Here is a 21,330-nt window from a genome sequence, read left to right on the forward strand (position 1 = left end):
GGTAATGCGTTAGGCTAGGTTGCTGACCCGGCGACAAACTTTCGCGCTGAATAAATAAAAACGGAGCCCTGTCCTTTGAGCAAAATAGCCCTGTTCGTCGACGTCCAAAACGTCTACTACACCACGCGTGAGTCTTATGGTCGCCGATTCGACTACAACCAGTTCTGGCGTCAGGCCACGGCTGGGCATGAGGTTATGGCAGCCTTTGCCTATGCCATTGATCGAGGCGATGAAAAACAGCGTCAGTTTCAGAACATTCTGAGTGCCATTGGGTTTACGGTTCGCTTAAAACCCTTTATCCAGCGGCAGGATGGGTCGGCAAAGGGCGATTGGGATGTAGGCATAGCCATTGATGTGATGGAAGTGGCACCCAAAGTCGACAGGGTGGTATTGGTTTCAGGGGATGGTGATTTCGATTTGCTGGTCGACAAGGTTAGGCAGAGCTACGATGTCCATGTCGATGTTTACGGCGTGCCTGATCTAACCGCACGATCTTTGATGCAAGCCGCCAGCCGCTTTGTGCCGATTGACCATGAGCTTCTGTTGTGACGATCCTACGGTTTCAGTGCGAAGGGGGTGCACGACTTCAAGTGCACCCCCTAATCAAACCGGCTTAGCCTGTTCTACAGTTTCACGATCAACTTGCCGTGGTTCTCACCGCTGAAAAACAGGTTTAAACCCGTCATCGCCGATTCAAGCCCTTCCAGCGTGTGGGCGCGATACTTAATCTTACCTTGCTGCACATAGGGCGTCAGTTTTGCCAGTAATTCCGGTGCCTTGTGTAGGTGGTCTGGCATCGTAAAGCCTTGGATCAACAGGCGTTTTCTAATGATGTTCATCCAGTTTGGACCGGGGCTCGGTTGGCTTGCGGTGTAGTCTGCTATCATGCCGCAAACGATGATGCACCCGTGGGCATTCATGCGGTCGAATACGCTGTGCTGTATCGGGCCGCCAGTGTTCTCGAAATAGAGGTCTATGCCGTTGGGGGCAAGTTCGTCCAGTTTGGCATTGAGATCATCGGTTTTGTAGTTAATTGCGCCGTCAAAACCAAGCTCGTTGGTGATCCAGTCGGCTTTGGCTTTGCTACCGACAACGCCGATAACGGTTAAGCCGTCAGCCTTGGCCAACTGCCCAACGATGGAGCCGACAGACCCTGCGGCACCCGACACCACGATGGTTTCTCCGGCTTGAGGTTTGCCAATATTGTATAGCCCTTGCGTAGCCGTGAGGCCGGGCAAGGCGAAGACCGACAGCAGCATTTCAGGGGGCAGCGATGCATCCACCTTGTTGACGCCCTTGCCATTACTGACGGCCATTTCCTGCCAGCCAAACATGCCCATAGCGCGGTCGCCTACGGCGAAGTCCGGGTGGTTCGATTCAACCACTTCACCCAAGCCGGAAGAACGCATTACAGTGCCTAATTCAACGGGTGGGATGTAGCTTTCTGTATCGGGAGACATCCAACCTAGCATGGCTGGATCCAGTGACATGTGCGTCTGGCGAACTAGAAACTCTCCGGCGTTAGGGGTTGGGATGGGCTTCTGGACAACTTCGAATAGGTCGGGGCCAATAGGCCCGTGTGGACGGCCTATCAGGTTAATGGCGGTAAAATGACTCATGCGTGTAACTCCGAGTAGTGATTCATTTCAATAGGCTGTTAATTTGCCTTGAGCTTATTATTGGGTAATAAAGTTTGATAAAAACCGTTGGTTTAGCGAATATCTATTGTCATTAAAGCAATAATAGCAGCGTAGGTAGCCTTGTGGATCAACTGAAAGCCATCAAGTATTTTGTGAAAGTGGCAGAAACGAAGAGTTTTTCTCAAGCTGCAGAGCATTTTCGCGTGCCGCCGTCATCTCTGTCGCGCCGTGTAGCGGACCTCGAGTCGCTTCTTGGGGCTACGTTGCTAACGCGATCAACCCGCGTGGTCAGGCTCACCGAGATTGGCCAGCGGTACTACCGAGACATAACGGAGGTGTTGGCGCAGCTAGATGCGACGGACGAAGCCGTAAAGTTGTATCAAACCGAGCCCATGGGGCGCTTACGCATTAGCTCTACAGTCGGTTTCGGCGAGCTGATACTCTTGCCGCTGATGGATCGGTTTAACCGGCGCTATCCGGATGTTCAATTGGACATTACCCTCAGTGATGAGCTGAGTGTGCTTGATCGAGATGAAGTAGACATTGCTGTTCGTGGCGGCTACGCACCTGACAGTAGGGTGGTAGCCATAAAATTGATGGATAACGACTTTATTGCAGTTGCCGCGCCTGCGTACTTGGCACACTATGGAACGCCGCTTGACGCTACGGAACTGAAAAGTCACAAAGGGCTATATTTTCGCACACCGCAGGGGCCAACACGTTGGATTTGCGAGCTGGATGGCCGTTGGCAGGATGTTTCTGCTCCCTCTGTAGCTATTTCAAACTCCGGGGGATGGCTGGTAGATCGAGCACTAAAGGGTGAAGGCATTCTGATGCTGCCCCTCTGGGTGTTAAAGCCCTATTTAGAGCGAGGAGAATTGCTGCCTATTGAAGTGTTTCCTGCCTTACAGGTGACAACCGAGCCAGGGTTAGCGATTTACTTGTTGTACCAAAAGATTCGTTATCAGGTACCCAAAATACGCGCTGCAGTCGATTTTTTGGTGGCTGAGGTGCCGTTGTTTTCAGAACAAGAAAAGTGATACGGAGTTCCTGATCTAACCGCACAACCTTTTATCCAGGCTGCCAGCCGTTTTTTGCCCATCGATGAAGTTCTTTTATTGGCACGTTAGGTCAGCGGTGTCTGGGAATTTATTTATGGCGGAAATTGAACATATGACTAAACCTATAAAAGCCATCAAAATTGCCGGTGAAACTGACAATCCTTTTCCTGAAGAATTTCATAAGAAAATGGGACGCTCGGTTTGTCGGGGTCTATCAGACCAATTCGGTCTGACTGGTTTTGGCGTGAATTTAGAGACGATTCTGCCGGGCGGATCATCCGGTCTGAAACATTGGCATACTGAGTCTGAAGAATTCGTCTATGTTTTGTCTGGCAAGTTGGTTCTTTTGTACGGAGATGAGTCTTTCGAACTGACCGCAGGAGACTGCATGGGGTTCAAGGCCAATGAAGGGCAGGGGCATCGTCTTGTAAACAGAACTGAATACGTTGCTTCTTTTATCGTCGTCGGTTCCCGAAGTGACACCGACAAAGCTGTTTACGATGAAGACGACTTCCAGTGGGTCGTTAAGGAAAATGGTGATTGGGTGGGTTCGCGCAAGAATGGTGAGCCGTATTAATTACGTAACGACCCGAGCCAAGACACGATAATCGGAGAGTGACAGTATCACCAAGGGTAGAGGAAATCATTTATGAGATCAGCAGCGCGAACCTTGGTGACGTCAAACAACGCGCCAAAGAGTTCAAAATTGACCACGGGTTGGCTTTGGAACTTCGAGCGACAGATGCATGTTTTCCCAGTTCGCTTTCGACGCGTCACATAAAAAACGGCTTGTATTCCTATCTAGCGAGGTCTTCCTGTGAAAATATCCACTAGAGCAAAAAGTTCAGCCTTGTCAGCACTTTCATCCTTTGTCTGCTTGATTATTATGTGATTTTTCTTTCTAGGGCCCGAGTACTTCTTTGATATTAATCTAACAATTTTTATAACCATGCTATCTATTTCTGCTATTGCTGGACTTGTCAGATTAGCGATAGCCCGAAGAGGATATTTACTCTCTGCCGTATTAGGAATATTAGTGTCAATCACCTGCTTTACAGTGATTATGTTCTACGCCATGAAGTCAATATAGTGTTGAACAGACGGCTGACGATGTGTTTCATTGCTCGTATCGCACCTGTGCTGAACCTAGAGAGAATAATATGAAGATCAGAACCACTGTGCTTTGCCTTCCGGTGGCCGATGCGGATAAAACATTGGGTTTTTACCAGTCAGTTTTCGGCTTTTCTGAGGCGCAGATTGAAGACGACATGATCGCTCTGGAATTTCCGAACCTCTCGTTATTTCTCATGGGCAAATCGGCCTTTGAAGAATATTCCCTGAAGGCTAAACGCCCTGCACTTTTTCCCGGAACAGCCGCGCCAGCGGTGCTGAGTTGCGCTGTTGAGTCTAAGCATGATGTGGATACAGCTATAATCAAGGCGACGATGCACGGCGGCAATGCTGTGGGGCCAGCGGCCGACGACGCGTTGTCCGGTGGCTATATCGGGTATGTAACAGATCCGGACGGGCATTTGTGGGAGTTGGTCTGGCCCAAGCCGCAAAAGTGAGTGAATTGAAGGCTGAGTCGTAATTTTTAGCGATACCGGTTGCCGCTTGGGCTGGGCATCGCAGTCATAGAGTCAGGAGATCCCACAATGAACGTGTCTGAGGTCATTACTCTGCTAGAAGCTGAGCGCGACGAGCGGGGCATAAGGCACTGGCAGAATCTGGGCGATAAAACGGCGGGGATGTCCAGTTATGGCATAGGATTGACGCGCTTACGGAAGCTGGCGAAGCAGGTGGGTCGCAACCGAGAGCTTGCGCAGGCACTTTGGAAATCAGACGTGTACGATGCGCGAGTCATCGCGTTGCTGATTGACGACCCGGTACAGGTCACACGAGATCAGGCCGAACGCCAGGTTGAGGAGTTGGCCGGCGGTATGTTGGCCCATGTGTTTTCTTCCTGTGATGCAACGCTGGCGAAGACCCCTTTTGTGGTAGAACTTGCTGAGCAATTGGTACGCAGTGACGACCCCGTCCGGCGCCGTTGCGGTTACGGGTTGCTTTACGAGGCGTCGAAGTTTACAGGGAAGAAAGCGCCGAGCGATGAGTTCTTTCTCGCGCAAATTGCACTCGTATCGGAAACCATTGATGATGAGTCAGAGGGGGTTCGCATGGCGATGGGCTCTGCATTGATGGGTATCGGTAAGCGCAGTGCGGCATTAAACGCAGCCGCTTTGAAAGTCGCGCAGAGAGTAGGGGCGATAGAATTTACCTCGGCCAGCGGCCAGTGCGAGCCGTTCGATGTAGCAAAGCATCTGACTACAGACTGGCTAAAAGAAAAGCTAGGAATACGCTAACCAACTCAAAAAGACATTGGAGGCGGAAAATGACAGTATCAGCAAGGGCGGAAAAGCTCATTTCAGAGATCAGTGACGCGAAGCTTGGCGATATCAAACGGTGCGCCAAAGAGATCAAAACTGACCATGATTTGGCGTTGGAACTTTGGGCGACCGGAGCCTACTTTCCTCGTCTGCTTGCGGTGCTCATTCTCGACAAGAAGCGTCTCACACAGGACGTGATTGATGAACTGGCAGCAGACATTCTGGAGCACGATGATTCAGAGCGTAGTCAGTTAGCTGACTGGCTGATGGCCAACCAACTGGCGAAAGATAAGAAGCTCATTTCACTGATGGAAACGTGGGAGTCAAGCCCGTCACCCATTCTACGTCGGCTTTTTTGGTATCACCAAGCGCGCTTGCGGTGGACAGGAAAAACACCTCCCGGAAACTCCTCGGAGTTGATGGACTCCCTGGAGAAGAATCTGGCGGCGGCTGAGCCAGTCGTGCAGTGGACGATGAATTTCTGCGCTGGCCAGATCGGTGTCCATGAGCCGGCGTTCCGGTCTCGTTGCATTAAGCTTGGCGAAACACTGGGGTTATACAAAGACGAGCATGTGTCAAAAAACTGCGTGCCGTCGTACCTTCCTGAATTCATTAGGATAGAAGTTTCTAAGCGGGAGTGACATTGTGAAATGTGCTAGGTAGCCCGTCGCTTGGTGAGCAGATTGCTTTGGAAAAGCGCAGACTCAAAAAATCTTATCGCAGGGTCGTATTCCAAGTGCGCTATCGCACAGAAGAAGTTTATTTGCCGCATTAGAGTTTAGGTGACAGAAAAAACCAAATGAGACGCTGACACTCGGTTTAGTCTCCGCGTTAAGGGTCTTATCAGTCATTTTCAAACTGAAAAGGCATCTAAAAATGATTCCCGTCATCAACAGAAATATAAGTGACCGATATGTCGTGACCATGCTCGCGGTGGTATCCGTTACCCTACTGCTGAGCGCTTGTACCGCACCTAAAGCCCCCGAATTGTCTATAAACACGGCTCGTGAATCCATTCTGAATGCAGAAAGAGCTGGCGCCAGTCAGCACGCCTGGGCAGAACTTGAAAATGCGAAGCAAAAGCTCATGTGGGCCGAAGAGGCTGTCAGCGATAATAAAGTAAGTAAGGCAAAGCGCCTTGCACAGGAGTCTTACATTTTTGCTGAACTGGCTATGGCGAGAACTGAGTTTCGGCAGGTCGTCCAAATGAGCAACAGAGTCGATGGGCTTCTAGATGGTATGCAAAGGGTAGTTAGGGAGTAATGCATGTGCAAAAGTTCAGGTTTTAGGTTAGGTTTCTGACCTAGTCCTGAATTGTCTAGCCTGCGCTATTAAGCCGCAGGCTTAGTGGGTTCCCCGATTCTACATTCGTCCCGTCAGCAACATAATCAACATCACTGCCACGATTACCCCTAAAACGCCACTGGGCATGTAGCCCCATTCGCGGCTGTGAGACCACGTTGGCAAAGTACCCAGAAAAGCCAGAATCAAAATTATCAGCAAAACTGTCGGAAAGGTCATTGCGGTTTCTCTTTCGAAATATGGAGCCTAAGACATTAGCTTACGAAAGGTGTTGGGTTCAGTGCTGTGTCGTACAGAAGAAGTTTATTCACCGCATTACAGTTCAGGTGACAAAAACGAACCAGGCAGGAAATGGTGACTTACCATTTTCCGTGCTTCGGGTTTTACAGTCATCTTCATAACTGAAAAGGCATCTAGAAATGTTTCCAGTCGTTAACAGAAGTACAAGTGGCCGGTATCTCACAGCCTTGTTTGTTGTGGTTGCGGTCCTTCTAGTGATTGCCTGCTCTTACGATCCGGTTGCTCGCGATTCTTCGATGAACAGTGCGCGTGAAGCCATTGTGACAGCGGAAAGAGCTGGTGCTCGACATTACGCAGGTTCAGAGCTCGATGAAGCGCAAGAAAAGCTGAGTGAAGCCGAACAGGCCATACGAGACGAAGATATGGATAAGGCCGATCGTCTTGCTCGGGAGTCTTCGGTCGTTGCTGAGCTTGCCTTGGTGCGCACTGAATCTGCCAAGGCACTTCAGATAAACCAAGAAATGAGACGCAGCACTGATGCGCTTCTTGAAGAAATGAACCGGACGGGAGAGTGATCATGAATGCTTTAAACACGACTGCATTAAAACGCAGATTTCGATACGGCGCGATGGCACTTTCGGTGGTGGTTTTGGCCGCATGTGCCTCTACGCCAGACGGACCCGAAGGCTCGATTGAAGCGCGTGAAAAGTTGACAGCAGTGCAGAGCGACCCAAACTTGAACTGACGTGTTGAGATCATCATTGATGGTCCTAACCAGTAACAACGATTTTTAGGAGCGCACACGTTTACCGGACAAGGATGTTCGGGTTAGATCTTGCGGCAATGGGGGCATTTTGCCTGTCGCCGCAACGCTTTTCACTCTCTGTTACCTTCCAGCTCGAACCCCGCTTAGATATCCCCAGCTTTCTTCGATACGTCAAAAGTGCCAAACTACAGTGCATGGAATTTGTTGGCGGATTGACCGCTCTAAGGAAAAGTAATGCGCGTTGGCTCCTCCTTTATGTTCGCTGGTGCGTTCCTGCTTGTTGTGGCAGTACTCTGTGCGATGGGCTTTCTGCCCGTTTTCGTTCTTTGGGCCTACTTAGGCATTAGCCTGCTTACCTTTGTTATCTATGCTCTGGATAAATCTGCTGCTGGGTCTGGTAGGCGGCGTACGCCAGAAAACACTCTGCATGTGCTCTCGATGATTGGCGGTTGGCCAGGCGCTCTGTATGCGCAGCAATTGCTGAGGCATAAGTCCCGCAAGAAATCTTTCCGGTTTGTTTATTGGTTGACGGTGTTATTGAATCTGGCGGTGCTTGGCTATCTGTTTTGAGCATGGTGATTTTTTGTGTGTGGGTCAGCAGTAGAAGAGGGTGTTCCTGTGCGCGAGAAGGTCGTGCGTACCAATCTTAATAAAAAGGATAAAGTTTATGCGCCAAGCGCTACGTAACAAAATACTCGAAGTCTGCGCAAGAGAAAGTGATGTCTAAAGGCGACACCGTGGGTTTATCGTTCTATGCATTATTTTTCCAATAAGAACGATGCCCCTGACATGTTGATGGATGCAGCGACCTGGTGGATCAAAACGCATTAGCTGGATCACTTCGAGAAGGCGGTCAAAATCCAACGGATGGTTGAAGCAGGGCTTTGATCATAAAAGAGGTAGCGCCCAGAATTGGAAATTAAAGAATTTACGCCGGAGTTCGCTGCTGCTTTAAGCGAGATCTACCTTGAGTCAAGACGGTCTGCGTTTATCTGGTTGGATGCGTCGGCGTTTCAATTGGCCGATTTTGCACGTGACACCGATGGCGAGCGAATTTGGGTGTGTATGAGAGCCGGCGCTGTCGTCGGCTTTATTTCAATTTGGGAGCCTGAGCGCTTTATTCATCATCTGTACGTTGCACCTGTTCATGTACGTAACGGTGCCGGCAGTATGTTGCTGGCATTCGCCAAATCTCAATACGCAGAGCTGAGTCTCAAGTGTCTGATCCATAACGTGAACGCTGTGCGTTTCTATGAGTCGAAAGGCTTCCTCAAGTCAGCTACCGGCACAGGCGTGTACGGCAGTTACTATCTGATGTCGTTTAAATCCTAATGTATGTGATGTGCGGTTGGCCCGTTTGTAGCTGCTGTAGGCCAAAAGCCCATAGAGAGCGTCCAAAACAGCCGTGTTTTCGCCTCTATACATCAATACCGATAATAATAATTATCGGAGATTTTATGTGTGTATTTAGATGGCGTGCCACTACGTGCATACCCCACTCAGTTAGCCACTTCTAAACTCAATAGCTCACCGTCCGTTGTAGGCTTTCTGCAGCGTGGCCACGCTAACCACTTAATCTTAATCTACTTAGCCTTCAATTGCGCTCTTGAACCAGTTCAATTGGTGATGCAGCTGTACGACTTCACCAACAATGATCAGCGTTGGCGCCGATACGTCTTTACTGGCGATTAAAGCTTCCATGGTGTTCAGTGTACCGGTAAACACTCTGTGCTGCGGTGTGGTGCCTTTTTCTATGAGAGCGATTGGAGTTTCAGGGCTGCGGCCATGGGCTTGTAACTGGGTACAAATCTCCGATAAACCGGTTAAACCCATGTAAAATACAACAGTTTGGTTGGCCTGCACCAGTTCTTGCCACGGCAGATTGGCGCTGCCATCTTTTAGGTGTGCGGTGATAAAACGTACGGACTGTGAATAATCTCGATGCGTCAATGGTATACCGCTGTAAGCAGCACAGCCAGAGGCGGCCGTTATACCGGGCACCACCTGAAATTCAATACCAGAGTCGGCGAGTCGGTCAATCTCTTCGCCACCACGGCCAAAAATAAAGGGATCACCGCCCTTCAATCGACAAACGCGCTTTCCAGCTAAGGCATGCTGCACCAACAGTTCGTTGATGCCGTCTTGCGGTACAGCGTGTTCGCTGCGCCGTTTACCTACGTAGATCATCTCGGCGTCACGACGCACCAGCGCTAGAATTTCCGGGCTGACAAGGCGGTCGTACAATACAACGTCGGCTTGCTGCATCAGGCGGAGCGCTTTAAACGTTAACAAATCCGGGTCGCCTGGCCCTGCTCCCACCAAATACACCTCACCCTTAGATGATGCGCTTTTGGCGTAGGCGTCCAGTTCGTCTTGCAGAAGGCTTTCTGCCACGTCGAGTTGGCCTGTCATGGCACGATCGGCTATCACGCCGCTCAGAACATGCTCCCAAAAGCGGCGGCGTTCGGCCTCTGGCAGTTTGTCTTTAACCGTTTGGCGATAACGCCCTACTAATTCAGCGAGTTTGCCGTAGCCGGCGGGAATAAGGCTTTCGATTTTACCGCGCATTAAACGCGTTAAGACGGGCGCTGCACCGCTGCTGGACACAGCGGCTACCACGGGTGAACGATCGATGACTGCAGGAAAGATAAAAGTGCCAGTATCGGGGTCGTTCACCACGTTAACCGGCAAATGCGCCGCTTTGGCGTCTGTGGCAACCTGATAGTTGACGGCTTTGGAGTCCGTTGCGGCAATAACGATTTGATGCCCGGCTATATGGCTGACGCTGTAAGAGGCTTGAAGTACTTCGATCAACTGAGGGTGCATTTGCGCGAGATCGGCCACTGCAGCGGAAATCGCAGGCGCTACCAGGGTAACCTGAGCCCCTGCTTCGACCAACAACTGTGCTTTCCTTGCTGCTATGGGTCCCGCGCCAACAATCAAGGCTTTTTGATCGGTCACGCGGTGAAATAACGGAAGAAAGTCCATAGGGGTACCATTGTTGTATAAAAAAGGGGCTTCTTTGAGCCCCTTACAAGAGCCGTACTTTAGCTCTTATCGTATAACATCTAAGCCAGCCATATAGGGTCGCAACACCTCAGGCACTACCACACTGCCATCTTCTTGCTGGTAGTTTTCCAACACAGCCACAAGGGTACGGCCAACAGCCAAACCAGAACCGTTTAGGGTATGCACCAGCTCCGGTTTACCGGTTTCCGGGTTGCGCCAGCGCGCCATCATACGACGGGCTTGGAAGTCGGTCATGTTGGAGCAGCTGGAAATTTCGCGATAAGTGTCTTGTGACGGAATCCAGACTTCTAAGTCATAGGTTTTGGCAGCGCCAAAGCCCATGTCACCACCACAGAGAACCACCTTGCGGTACGGCAAGCTCAGGCGTTGCAAGATGACTTCAGCGTGCCCTGTCAGTTCTTCAAGTGCGTCATAAGACACGTCTGGACGGACAACCTGCACCATTTCGACTTTATCGAACTGGTGCTGACGGATCATACCGCGTGTGTCACGGCCGTGTGACCCGGCTTCACTGCGAAAGCATGGTGTATGGGCGGTGAATTTCAGACGTCCGTCTTCGGGCAATTCCAGAATTTCGTCGCGTGCGAGATTCGTTAACGTCGCTTCACTGGTCGGGATCAGGTAGTAATCCGTGTTGTTGAAAGGCACATGAAACAAATCTTCAGCAAATTTGGGCAACTGGCCGGTGCCATACAACGAATCCGCGTTCACTAAATACGGTGTGTACACTTCTTCATAGCCGTGTTCGGCGGTGTGTGTGTCTAACATGAACTGCGCCAAGGCACGGTGCAACCGCGCAATGTGCGAACGCATGACCACGAAACGGCTGCCCGTTAACTTAATGCCGGCTTCAAAATCCAGTCCGCCAAGCTGGGTACCGACGTCCACGTGGTCTTTGGGTGTAAAGGCTAGTTTAGTTGGCTCGCCCCAGCGCAAAATTTCGACGTTAGCGTCTTCGTCAGCGCCTTCGGGTACCGATTCATGTGGTACGTTAGGCACGCCAAGCAACAGATTGTCGAGTTGCTCCTGAATGACTTTCAGTTGCTGATTCAGTTCATCCATGCGGTCGTTGAGACTGGCGCTGTCTTTGTCCACTTGGGCGCGGGCATCAGCAACAGCCATACCCTGCCCGATCAATTCACCAATTTTCTTGGACAGCTTGTTCTTGGCGGCTTGATGCTGCTCTGATTCAACTTGCAGCGACTTACGTTGTGCTTCCAGGGATTGAAAGGTGCTCACATCGAACGAGAAACCTTTACGCGCCAGTAATTGGGCGATGCCTTCGGGATCTTGTCGCAGAGCTTTAATGTCGAGCATTTTACCTTCCTGTTTTTACAACGTACTGGTTTAGATCAGAAGCGATTTAGTCGTTCTGAGTGTCTTTTGAAGTTCCCGGCTGAGGGGATGTGTAGCGTTTCTGGGTTGCCGTCTCGTTTAGGCTTCTCAGATGGGCCAATTTTGCCGCAATTTTACCTTCCAAGCCACGTTCAACCGGATAATAGTGGCGAATATCCTGAATTTCTTTGGGAAAATAACTCTCGCCAGCAGCAAAAGCGTCCGGCTCGTCGTGCGCATAACGGTAGCCTTGCCCCATGCCCATGTCTTTCATCAAGGTCGTCGGGGCATTACGTAGGTGCATCGGTACGTCATAGTCGGTGGTGTTTTTCACCGTTTCGCGCATGGCGTTGTAAGCGGTATACACGGCGTTCGATTTAGCAGCGCAAGCGATGTAGACAACGGCTTGGGCGACAGCGAGCTCGCCTTCGGGCGAACCGAGGCGCGTCTGTACGTCCCAGGCGTTCATGGCCAGTTGCAGAGCGCGCGGGTCGGCGTTACCAACTTCTTCTGAAGCCATGCGGACCACTCTGCGTGCAATGTAAAGCGGGTCGGCTCCGCCTTCGAGCATCCGACAAAACCAATACAGAGACGCGTCTGGATCGCTGCCGCGTACCGACTTGTGCAGAGCAGAGATTTGCTCGTAGAAAACATCACCGCCTTTGTCGAACCCTTTGATTTGTTCGCCAAGCAGTTCGGCCAACAATTCAGGCGTTACGGTTTGCTCCGGCGACAATTGCAAGCTGACCGATTCTAGGTTGTTCAATGCGCGTCGGGCATCACCCATGGCGGCCTGAGCTAACAGTGCCAAGGCATCGTGGTCAAAACGATCACGGCATCGGCTCAGGGCTTCGTCTGTTTCCAGTGCATGACTCAGCACGGCTTCCAGTTCTTCGACAGTAAATGATTTAAGCCGGTAAACCGTGGCGCGCGATAACAGCGCGCGATTGAGTTCAAAAGACGGGTTTTCCGTGGTAGCACCGATTAAGACGATGGTGCCTGCTTCGACATGGGGCAGAAAGGCGTCTTGCTGTGATTTATTGAAACGGTGGACTTCATCGACAAAGAGCACCGTCACCCTGCCCCGCTGTTGCGCGGCCTGGGCACGTTCGATCACTTCACGGATGTCTTTGACACCACTCATCACGGCAGAGATCTGCTGAAACTCTGCATCCATGGCCTGTGTTAACAGACGCGCCAGCGTGGTTTTACCGGTGCCTGGCGGGCCCCAGAGAATCATGGAATGCAGTGTTTTTTGTTTCAGCAGTTGATGAATAGGCCCTTGCGGGCCAAGTAAATGCGATTGGCCGCGATAATCCTCGATACGTTTGGGGCGAACACGTTCAGCCAAAGGTTGATACGGCGGCGTGCTGGCTCCAAAAAGATCGTTGCCGGGCTGTCGGATCATGGCCCTAACTGTTCAATGACATCCACCCCCGCCGGCGGATTGAACGTGAATACGGAGGCGTCGATGGGCGTGTTCATCACCACATTGTCAAAGTTAACCAATGTGGTTTGGTTAAAACTGTCGACCAAACGAATGCTGGTGGGTTTCTTACCATCAAAAGCCAAGGCCAATGAATCGATAGCACTGCGGACCCCCAATGGCTCAAGGGTAAAGGTGGCAAACGGCGGCCGATCAGCGGTTTGCGTTACGGCATAACGTGCGGAAATCTGTTCTCGTGTGCCGGTCAACACCAGTGCAGGCGACTGTTCCCACTGTTCATCCAGTGGCTGACGAACGGCCTGTTCTAAGTCAATGTCGTATATCCAAATCATACCGTCACTGACGTAGATGGCCTGCTCGTAGGGCGCATTGCTGTACCAATACAGGTTATTGGGGCGTTCAAGTTGCAAGGTGCCCGTCAAAGTTTGAATGCTGGTCTCGGCAGCATCCAAGGTGAGCTGCCGGAAGTCAGTCGATAGTGTATCAAGATCGCTCAAACGATCCATCAGGGCGTCGATGTCGTCGGCCATGGCTGTCGTTGCAGCCATCAGTGAGCCAGTGCAAATTGCCAAGACTGCGAATTGCTTACGCATACTTCTCCTTCGTTCTATCGTTCAGGGGGTGGCGGTGCAAGCACTTCACGTACCCCGTTGTGTCCAGGTGTTGATACGATGCCTGCCATTTCCATGGCCTCTATTAAACGTGCAGCTCGGTTGTAGCCGATACGCAATTTTCGTTGCACTGACGAAATCGATGCCTTCTGTGTCTGGGTGACAAAGGCTACCGCTTCATCGAACAGCAGATCGGATTCAGGGTTGTCGTTGTCTTCATCAACAAGACCAGTCAGCATGCCTGAATTGTCTTGGTCGCCGCTGAGAATGTCTTCGATGTAGTTCGGCTGCCCGCGCTTTTTCCAGTCGGCGACCACGCGGTGTACTTCGTCATCGTCTACGAAGGCACCGTGTACACGAATCGGCAAGCTGGTGCCCGGTGGCATATAGAGCATGTCGCCATGCCCCAATAACTGCTCTGCTCCACCCTGATCAAGAATGGTGCGCGAGTCGATCTTCGACGACACTTGGAAGGCGATACGAGTCGGTACGTTGGCTTTGATCAAGCCCGTGATGACGTCAACCGACGGCCGCTGTGTGGCCAGAATCAAGTGGATACCCGCCGCACGTGCTTTCTGTGCGATACGGGCGATCAGTTCTTCTACTTTTTTGCCGACGATCATCATCATGTCGGCAAACTCGTCGATCACCACAACAATGAACGGCAAGTGCTCCAAATCGGGGGCTTCTTCGCCGTAATGGTCTTCCGCCTTCCACAGTGGATCTTTCAGCGGATGACCGGCTGCTGCGGCTTCCTGTACTTTGCGGTTGTAGCCCGCCAAGTTACGCACGCCGACTTTAGACATCAATTTGTAGCGACGTTCCATTTCGGCCACACACCAACGCAGGGCATTGGCGGCGTCCTTCATATCGGTCACAACCGGCGTCAGCAAATGCGGGATATCGTCGTATACTGACAACTCCAACATTTTCGGGTCGATCAATATCAAGCGAACCTGCTCAGGCGATGCCTTCAGTAAGATGCTCAACAGCATGGCGTTTACACCCACCGACTTACCGGAGCCTGTGGTACCGGCAACCAATAAGTGCGGCATCTTGCCCAAGTTCGCCACCACCGGAACTCCGGCGATATCATGGCCCAATGCGAGCGTGATGGGCGAGTTGGCGTCATCATAAGCGGTTGATGACAGTACATCCTTTAAGCTGACGATGGCGCGGTTTTCGTTAGGGACTTCGATACCAACCACCGATTTCCCGGGGATGATCTCGACCACGCGTACACTGATCATGGCCAATGAGCGCGCCAAGTCTTTGGCCAGGTTAGAAATCTTGCTGACTTTGACACCAGCGGCGGGCTGAATTTCAAAACGGGTGATGACGGGGCCCGGGCATACCGCCACGACCTCGGCCACCACGCCAAAGTCTTTGAGTTTGCTTTCTAGCAAGCGCGAGAGCTCTTCCAGCCGCTCTTCTGAATAGCCTGCTTCCGGCTGATGCTTTGGAGGGTCGAGTAGCGACAAGCTTGGCAAGGTGCCTTTAAGGGCGTCATCAAACAGAATCTGCTGTTTGTCTTTAATCGCACGATCAGAAATGTCAGGCTTTTGTTCGGATTTCAGAGGCTCTATCTTAACCTGACGGGCCCTCGGTGGTTCTGCTACGACGACGTCTGGGTCAACGCTTGAGGCGGCAGCAATGACGGGTTCGCGGCGTGGTTTCTGCCGTGCCGCTGGTGCCATGTCGTTACCTTGACGCATGCTCAGAGCACTGGCACGTGGTGAGTCGTCAAGATGCACATCCAGGTTTTCACGGCGGCGCTGAATTGTCTCACGCTGAGCCAGCCGGGCTTCACGTGATTTCATGCGCTTCTGGGCCAGTGCGGAAAAGCCGGAAATAACCCAGTCCCCTACTCGTTCGCACAGGCGAATCCACGAGATATTGGTTGCCAAGGTCAAACCCAACAGGCAAAAGATCAGGCTGACCAGGCTGGATGCCATCAAACCTAGGTATGGAAACCACCATTCACTGACCGCTATGCCCACGTAGCCACCAGCGCTGAACTCTAGCTCAGATGAGAAGTGCAGGGTCAGTAGCGCACTGGCCCCCATGGTGAAAAAGAAGATGCCGATCACGCGCAGCAAAATCAGTGGCCAAAACCATAGTTCGGTTGATTTGCGCAAACGCACCACCGTTAAGGTGAGCATCGCAAAGGCTGGCGGTATGAGAAAAGCAACCCAGCCAGCGACGGCAACCATAAACGAAGAGAACCAAGCCCCTGCAGTACCCGCCAGATTGGAAACACCTCTGCCCTGCCCGCTCGACACCCAACCGGGGTCACTCGGGTTAAAAGAATACAAAGCCAGAGCAGTGAGCAGCGTGACAGCGGCCAACACAAGAGCAAGCCCTTCGTTCAGAAAACGATGGCGAGTGGAGTGATACTGTTTTTGTGCGTCGAAGCTCATATAAAAAGGCTTTATAAACAAGAAGATACGGCGAGTATTTCACTCGCTCAGATTGCCGCGTACTATAGCATTCTATGCACCCATCTAGAAATGTAATGTTGTATGTCCATCTTTTGGCTTAACCCCAACGGCCCGCCGGCTTTTCCTCCGACCCTTCATGCCCTCGACGACCCGAATGGCTTGCTGGCGACGGGCGGCGACCTGACCACCCCTTGGCTGACATTAGCCTACCAAAATGGCATCTTTCCTTGGTATGCCGATCAAGAACCCATCCTCTGGTGGTCACCAAGCCCGCGCTGTGTGTTCGTTCCCGGCGAGCTCTATCTCAGTCGCCGTTTAAAACGCCAACTGCGTGGCATGCGTGAGCTGTCTATTCGGATTGACCAAGACTTTGAATTAGTCATGTCACACTGTGCCAGCATTGAGCGCCATGGGCAGCCCGGCACTTGGATTACCGATGAAATGCAGCAGGCGTATTATGCGATGCATAAAGCCGGCCTCGCCACCGCGGTATCGGTGTGGGATGGCATGACGTTAATGGGGGGCATTTACGGTGTTTCATTGGGGCAAATGTTTTTTGGTGAATCCATGTTCTCTACCCACACTGGTGGGTCTAAGATTGCTTTGGCGGTGGTTGACTATTTGGCACGTTCTGGGGCGTGGAGTCTCATCGACGCACAGGTGGAGAACGCGCATTTGATGTCGATGGGTGCCAGTCTACTACCGAGGAATGCCTTCGAGGGGCACTTGCATGACGCAGTTCACCAACCCAGTACATTTAAAGTAATTTCTCAGGAGTTTAGCGTTGACGCGTTTATTCAAGACGTCACCTCATAATTGCAGTTATCTGAACGATCGGCAGGCAGAAACGCTGTTTATTGACCCAGACGCCACGATTACGCCAGAGATGTATGAGGTGTTGAATCTACAAGGGTTCCGGCGCAGCGGCTCACACTTCTATCGGCCGGACTGCACCGGGTGCAATGAATGTCAATCGCTACGAGTGTTGGTAAACGAATATCAGCCCGCCCGCCGCCACCGACGAATGTTGAAAAAAGCTGACCCTGTCGTGCGCTGGCAGGTCACCCCTGTGCATTACGAAGAAGCCTACTGGCAATTGTACGAACGCTACATCAACGAACGACATCGTAATGGCGATATGTTTCCGCCCGCCAAAGAGGACTTCTACCGTTTTCTACTTCAGCGCTCGGAATTTGGTTTCTTGTTGGAGGCTCGATTGGAGGATGAGTTGTTGCTGGTGGCTGCTGTTGATCAATTCAGTCAGGGACTCAGTGCGGTCTATACCTTCTTTGACCCCGATCACAGCGACCTTTCTCCGGGCACCCTAGCCATTCTGCAATTGTGGCGCGCCTGCAAGGAGTTGAAACTCCCCTATTTGTATTTGGGTTATTGGCTGTCGTCTGTGCCAAACATGCGCTACAAAGCCGACTTTCAGCCTGCTGAAATCTATCAAGACGATCGCTGGCAACGCTTGATACGTTGAAGTTAGGCCGCGATTTACCGGATTCCGACATAAGTTTTGCCCTTTGTCTCTTTTTCAGGCAGAATTGCGCGCCACAAATCACGATATCTGAGGAAACACAGGCATTATGGCGAAAGAAGACGTCATTGAAATGGAAGGCGAGATTCTTGACACTCTGCCAAATACCATGTTCCGCGTACAACTGGAAAACGGGCACGTTATTACGGCTCATATCTCTGGCAAAATGCGGAAGAACTACATCCGTATCCTGACTGGCGACAAGGTGAAAGTGGAACTGACGGCTTACGACCTGACGAAAGGCCGTATCGTTTATCGCTCTAAGTAATTCCCTGCTGCTACTTTGGATACACCAAAAAAAAAGCGCCTTTCGGCGCTTTTTTTTGTATCCGTAGAAGGCCTTTATCAGGCTTCTTCTAGGACTTTACCCGTCTTCGACTCCTTAAACATAAAGTGCAGTCGATCCTCTTTGACCGACACATCGACCTCACCGCCAGCACTCAGCACACCAAATAACAAAGCATCCGCCAGCTTCTTCTTAATCTCCTCTTGGATCAAGCGAGCCATTGGTCGAGCGCCCATGCTCTTATCATAGCCATGTTCAGCGAGCCATTCACGCGCGTCGTCTTGAACCGAAATATGAACTTTCTTGTCGTCTAACTGCACTTGCAGTTCAACCAAGAACTTGTCCACCACGGACATGATGACTTCACGCGGCAACGCATTGAACTGAATGATACCGTCCAAGCGGTTGCGGAACTCCGGAGAAAACATCTTACGAATCGCTTCGGAGCCATCTGTCGCGTGATCTTGGGCCGTGAAGCCCATCGAACGGCGGTTCATGTCTTCTGCACCTGCATTACTGGTCATGACCAATATCACGTTGCGGAAATCTGCTTTACGGCCGTTGTTGTCGGTCAGCGTGCCGTGGTCCATGACCTGCAATAGCAAGTTAAAGACTTCAGGATGCGCCTTTTCGATTTCGTCCAACAATAACACCGAATGCGGATGTTTGGTCACAGCGTCGGTCAACAAACCACCTTGATCGTACCCGACGTAGCCAGGAGGCGCGCCAATCAAGCGTGAGACTGTGTGCCGTTCCATGTACTCCGACATATCAAAGCGAATCAGTTCGACACCTAAGGCTTCGGCTAATTGACGTGTTACCTCGGTCTTACCGACACCGGTTGGGCCCGCAAACAAGAAGGAACCGATCGGTTTATCGCCGTCTTTCAACCCGGCGCGGGCCATCTTGATGGCACTGCCCAGTGTATCGATGGCGTCATCTTGACCGAATACCGTCATCTTCAGGTTCCGCTCAAGGTTCTTGAGCAGTTCTTTGTCATTGCGCGATACCGACTTCGGCGGAATACGTGCAATAACCGCAACGATCTCTTCGATTTCGCCAACACCAATGACCTTCTTACGACGGCTCACTGGCTTCAGGCGCTGCGCGGCACCGGCTTCATCAATCACGTCAATGGCCTTATCGGGCATATGACGGTCGTTGATGTAGCGCGAACTCAGCGTCACCGCTGTGCGCAGGGCTTTGTCGGTGTAGCGAATGTCATGGTGCTCTTCGAAACGACTCTTCAGGCCCTTGAGGATCTGATAGGTGTCGTCTTCGCTCGGTTCTACCACGTCGATTTTCTGGAAACGACGGGTCAGTGCGCTGTCTTTCTCGAAGATGCCACGAAACTCTTGGAACGTAGTTGAGCCGACGCAACGTAACTCACCACTGCTTAGCATAGGCTTCAGCAAGTTAGAGGCATCCATTACGCCACCCGAGGCAGCACCCGCTCCAATGATGGTGTGGATTTCATCAATGAACAGAATGGCTTTTTCGCGCTTCTTAAGTTGCGACAGCAGCGACTTCAAGCGTTTCTCGAAGTCACCCCGGTATTTGGTACCGGCCAACAAAGCCCCAAGGTCCAACGAGTAGACTTCAGCGTCTTTGATGATGTCGGGTACGTCACCCTCTACGATCTTCTTGGCCAAGCCTTCGACGATGGCTGTTTTGCCCACGCCGCTCTCGCCCACCAACAATGGGTTGTTCTTACGACGGCGTGACAGCACCTGGACCAGACGCTCAACTTCTTTCTCGCGCCCCACCAGTGGGTCGATTTTTCCGCGGCGTGCCAGCTCATTAAGATTGGCCACGAAGCTTTCTAGCCCTTCGCCTGTTTCGCTGTCGACGGCTTCTTCACTCTGCGCTTCGCGAGCGCGCGCACCATCGTCGGTAGCACCGTCTTCAATTTTCGAAATACCGTGGGCGATAAAGTTCACCACATCGATGCGACTGACATTCTGTTGGCGTAACAGGTAAACCGCTTGGCTCTCCTGCTCACTGAAAATGGCAACCAACACGTTAGCTCCTGATACTTCATTCTTGCCCGACGACTGCACGTGGAAAACGGCGCGCTGCAATACGCGCTGGAAGCCCAGCGTCGGTTGCGTGTCCCGCTCTTCATCTTTTTCTGGAATTAAAGGCGTCGTGGCGTCAATGAACTCACTCAGTTCACGGCGCAAACGCTCAGCGTCTACCGCACAGGCATCCAGAACTTCCGTCGCTGCACTGTTGTCGAGTAGAGCCAGCAACAAGTGCTCTACCGTCATGAATTCATGGCGCTTATCGCGAGCTTCTTTAAAAGCCTGATTGAGCGTACCTTCGAGTTCTTTGCTTAACATAAGCCACCTCGCTCGCTATTCCAATGGTTCTACTTCACACATCAGTGGATGCTCGTGATCACGTGCACACTGATTCACCTGTGTTGCCTTGGTCTCCGCAATATCCTTAGTATAGACGCCACACACACCTTTGCCTTGCGTATGTACAGCCAGCATCACTTGCGTGGCTTGTTCCCGTTGCATGTTAAAAAATACTTCTAAAACCTCTACTACAAACTCCATGGGGGTGTAGTCATCATTTATCAACACCACGCGGTACATCGCCGGCCTCTTTAACTCTGGATCGGCTACTTGGGGTTTTACTACAGGACTTTCTGTTTGATCATGCTGACCGAATACAGTGCCGCTGGTGGAATTCATGCTCAACATATCTGATCTTTAGACTCTTTCTTCAATTACTGCAATAAATGCGCATTGGATCATGTTTCACCAAACTATACTTGACACCGGTGTTTGTCGACTACTACATTGATTACCGACTGGTCAGAATTTGTGCAGTAGCTGCCCGGTACGAACATTCTACCTCAAATAGCAGTTCAGGAGTGAAGTCATGCCTGCAGGGAAAGTTAAGTGGTTCAATAACGCAAAAGGTTACGGGTTTATTCTAGCCGATGGCAGCGACGAAGACCTATTCGCGCACTACTCTACCATTGTGATGGAAGGCTACAAGACCTTAAAGGCTGGACAGCCGGTCGCGTTCGATACCATGCAAGTAGATAAGGGCATACACGCGGTGCACATTCACCCGTGTAAGACCGAGGAAGAAGCCAATCGACTGGCACTGGAAATGAGCCAGATTGATCTGGATGCCCCCGTTCAGGAAACATCGGCAAGCGAAGAGGCCAAAGCAGTTAATCAATAACGATAGATGTTTGGTTTTTTTGTGGCTCGATCCGTGCCCGTAC

Annotated in this window: 24 protein-coding genes; 15 read left to right on the plus strand and 9 right to left on the minus strand. The window is 51.5% G+C overall.

Going from position 1 to position 21,330, the window contains the following annotated elements; all coding sequences use genetic code 11:
- The first annotated feature begins 75 nt into the window (after positions 1 to 75).
- A complete protein-coding gene (locus tag NFC81_RS07570; RefSeq protein WP_304996925.1) occupies positions 76 to 549 on the plus strand; it encodes an NYN domain-containing protein in 474 nt (157 codons plus the stop codon).
- A 74-nt stretch (positions 550 to 623) separates the two neighbouring features.
- Here the strand turns inward: NFC81_RS07570 and NFC81_RS07575 are convergent, their stop codons facing one another.
- On the minus strand, positions 624 to 1,619 hold the full coding sequence (locus tag NFC81_RS07575; RefSeq protein WP_304996926.1) for an NADP-dependent oxidoreductase: 996 nt from the start codon (positions 1,617 to 1,619) through the stop codon (positions 624 to 626).
- A 143-nt stretch (positions 1,620 to 1,762) separates the two neighbouring features.
- Here NFC81_RS07575 and NFC81_RS07580 point away from each other — a divergent pair, with 143 nt between their 5' ends.
- From NFC81_RS07580 to NFC81_RS07605, 6 genes are all read left to right on the plus strand, one after another.
- Positions 1,763 to 2,680 carry a LysR family transcriptional regulator gene (locus NFC81_RS07580; RefSeq protein WP_304996927.1) on the plus strand — a complete coding sequence of 306 codons (918 nt, stop codon included), beginning with the start codon at positions 1,763 to 1,765 and terminating at the stop codon, positions 2,678 to 2,680.
- Positions 2,681 to 2,795: 115 nt separating this feature from the next.
- Positions 2,796 to 3,278 (plus strand): cupin domain-containing protein, encoded by a 483-nt coding sequence (locus tag NFC81_RS07585; protein ID WP_304996928.1) that lies wholly within the window; start codon positions 2,796 to 2,798, stop codon positions 3,276 to 3,278.
- Positions 3,279 to 3,861: 583 nt separating this feature from the next.
- Positions 3,862 to 4,269: a VOC family protein gene (locus NFC81_RS07590; RefSeq protein ID WP_304996929.1), complete on the plus strand. Its 408-nt coding sequence runs from the start codon at positions 3,862 to 3,864 to the stop codon at positions 4,267 to 4,269.
- An 87-nt stretch (positions 4,270 to 4,356) separates the two neighbouring features.
- Positions 4,357 to 5,061 (plus strand): DNA alkylation repair protein, encoded by a 705-nt coding sequence (locus tag NFC81_RS07595; RefSeq protein ID WP_304996930.1) that lies wholly within the window; start codon positions 4,357 to 4,359, stop codon positions 5,059 to 5,061.
- 29 nt (positions 5,062 to 5,090) lie between these two features.
- Entirely contained in the window at positions 5,091 to 5,726 is a 636-nt protein-coding gene (locus NFC81_RS07600) for a DNA alkylation repair protein (RefSeq protein ID WP_304996931.1), read from the plus strand.
- Between the two features lie 235 nt (positions 5,727 to 5,961).
- Positions 5,962 to 6,348 carry a DUF4398 domain-containing protein gene (locus NFC81_RS07605; protein WP_304996932.1) on the plus strand — a complete coding sequence of 129 codons (387 nt, stop codon included), beginning with the start codon at positions 5,962 to 5,964 and terminating at the stop codon, positions 6,346 to 6,348.
- A 99-nt stretch (positions 6,349 to 6,447) separates the two neighbouring features.
- Here the strand turns inward: NFC81_RS07605 and NFC81_RS07610 are convergent, their stop codons facing one another.
- Positions 6,448 to 6,606 (minus strand): DUF3309 domain-containing protein, encoded by a 159-nt coding sequence (locus tag NFC81_RS07610; protein WP_304996933.1) that lies wholly within the window; start codon positions 6,604 to 6,606, stop codon positions 6,448 to 6,450.
- A 200-nt stretch (positions 6,607 to 6,806) separates the two neighbouring features.
- On the opposite strand from NFC81_RS07610, the gene NFC81_RS07615 reads away from it, so the two are divergent.
- From NFC81_RS07615 to NFC81_RS07630, 4 genes are all read left to right on the plus strand, one after another.
- Positions 6,807 to 7,202, plus strand: a complete 396-nt coding sequence (locus tag NFC81_RS07615) for a DUF4398 domain-containing protein (RefSeq protein ID WP_304996934.1) — start codon at positions 6,807 to 6,809, stop codon at positions 7,200 to 7,202.
- A gap of 425 nt (positions 7,203 to 7,627) precedes the next feature.
- Entirely contained in the window at positions 7,628 to 7,963 is a 336-nt protein-coding gene (locus tag NFC81_RS07620; protein ID WP_304996935.1) for a DUF1294 domain-containing protein, read from the plus strand.
- 183 nt (positions 7,964 to 8,146) lie between these two features.
- Positions 8,147 to 8,224 (plus strand): DUF6500 family protein, encoded by a 78-nt coding sequence (locus tag NFC81_RS15980; protein ID WP_370529905.1) that lies wholly within the window; start codon positions 8,147 to 8,149, stop codon positions 8,222 to 8,224.
- A gap of 81 nt (positions 8,225 to 8,305) precedes the next feature.
- Positions 8,306 to 8,725, plus strand: a complete 420-nt coding sequence (locus tag NFC81_RS07630) for a GNAT family N-acetyltransferase (RefSeq protein ID WP_304996936.1) — start codon at positions 8,306 to 8,308, stop codon at positions 8,723 to 8,725.
- A gap of 255 nt (positions 8,726 to 8,980) precedes the next feature.
- Here the strand turns inward: NFC81_RS07630 and cysG are convergent, their stop codons facing one another.
- From cysG to NFC81_RS07655, 5 genes are all read right to left on the minus strand, one after another.
- Complete coding sequence (cysG, locus tag NFC81_RS07635) at positions 8,981 to 10,381, minus strand: siroheme synthase CysG (RefSeq protein ID WP_304996937.1); 1,401 nt, start codon at positions 10,379 to 10,381, stop codon at positions 8,981 to 8,983.
- Positions 10,382 to 10,447: 66 nt separating this feature from the next.
- The gene (gene serS / locus NFC81_RS07640; RefSeq protein WP_304996938.1) at positions 10,448 to 11,740 is read right to left on the minus strand and encodes a serine--tRNA ligase; all 1,293 of its coding nucleotides are present in this window, start codon (positions 11,738 to 11,740) and stop codon (positions 10,448 to 10,450) included.
- Positions 11,741 to 11,786: 46 nt separating this feature from the next.
- Positions 11,787 to 13,166 carry a replication-associated recombination protein A gene (locus NFC81_RS07645; protein WP_304996939.1) on the minus strand — a complete coding sequence of 460 codons (1,380 nt, stop codon included), beginning with the start codon at positions 13,164 to 13,166 and terminating at the stop codon, positions 11,787 to 11,789.
- A complete protein-coding gene (lolA, locus tag NFC81_RS07650; protein WP_304996940.1) occupies positions 13,163 to 13,798 on the minus strand; it encodes an outer membrane lipoprotein chaperone LolA in 636 nt (211 codons plus the stop codon). The genes NFC81_RS07645 and lolA overlap by 4 nt, the downstream gene beginning before the upstream one ends.
- Before the next feature lie 14 nt (positions 13,799 to 13,812).
- Positions 13,813 to 16,236 carry a DNA translocase FtsK gene (locus tag NFC81_RS07655; RefSeq protein WP_304996941.1) on the minus strand — a complete coding sequence of 808 codons (2,424 nt, stop codon included), beginning with the start codon at positions 16,234 to 16,236 and terminating at the stop codon, positions 13,813 to 13,815.
- Between the two features lie 102 nt (positions 16,237 to 16,338).
- Here NFC81_RS07655 and aat point away from each other — a divergent pair, with 102 nt between their 5' ends.
- The 3 genes from aat to infA all read left to right on the plus strand — a co-directional run bounded on the left by aat (position 16,339) and on the right by infA (position 18,065).
- A complete protein-coding gene (aat, locus tag NFC81_RS07660; RefSeq protein ID WP_304993894.1) occupies positions 16,339 to 17,073 on the plus strand; it encodes a leucyl/phenylalanyl-tRNA--protein transferase in 735 nt (244 codons plus the stop codon).
- Complete coding sequence (locus NFC81_RS07665; protein WP_304993895.1) at positions 17,042 to 17,740, plus strand: arginyltransferase; 699 nt, start codon at positions 17,042 to 17,044, stop codon at positions 17,738 to 17,740. Before aat ends, NFC81_RS07665 begins: the two co-directional genes overlap by 32 nt.
- Before the next feature lie 106 nt (positions 17,741 to 17,846).
- Complete coding sequence (infA, locus tag NFC81_RS07670; protein WP_304993896.1) at positions 17,847 to 18,065, plus strand: translation initiation factor IF-1; 219 nt, start codon at positions 17,847 to 17,849, stop codon at positions 18,063 to 18,065.
- A 77-nt stretch (positions 18,066 to 18,142) separates the two neighbouring features.
- On the opposite strand, the gene clpA is transcribed toward infA, so the two are convergent.
- Positions 18,143 to 20,425 carry an ATP-dependent Clp protease ATP-binding subunit ClpA gene (gene clpA, locus NFC81_RS07675; RefSeq protein WP_304993897.1) on the minus strand — a complete coding sequence of 761 codons (2,283 nt, stop codon included), beginning with the start codon at positions 20,423 to 20,425 and terminating at the stop codon, positions 18,143 to 18,145.
- 15 nt (positions 20,426 to 20,440) lie between these two features.
- On the minus strand, positions 20,441 to 20,794 hold the full coding sequence (gene clpS, locus NFC81_RS07680) for an ATP-dependent Clp protease adapter ClpS (protein ID WP_304993898.1): 354 nt from the start codon (positions 20,792 to 20,794) through the stop codon (positions 20,441 to 20,443).
- A 181-nt stretch (positions 20,795 to 20,975) separates the two neighbouring features.
- Here clpS and NFC81_RS07685 point away from each other — a divergent pair, with 181 nt between their 5' ends.
- Positions 20,976 to 21,287, plus strand: a complete 312-nt coding sequence (locus NFC81_RS07685) for a cold shock domain-containing protein (RefSeq protein ID WP_304993899.1) — start codon at positions 20,976 to 20,978, stop codon at positions 21,285 to 21,287.
- Positions 21,288 to 21,330: the final 43 nt, after the last annotated feature.

The sequence above is a fragment of the Salinispirillum sp. LH 10-3-1 genome (genome assembly GCF_030643825.1).
Classification (GTDB): Bacteria; Pseudomonadota; Gammaproteobacteria; order Pseudomonadales; family Natronospirillaceae; genus Salinispirillum.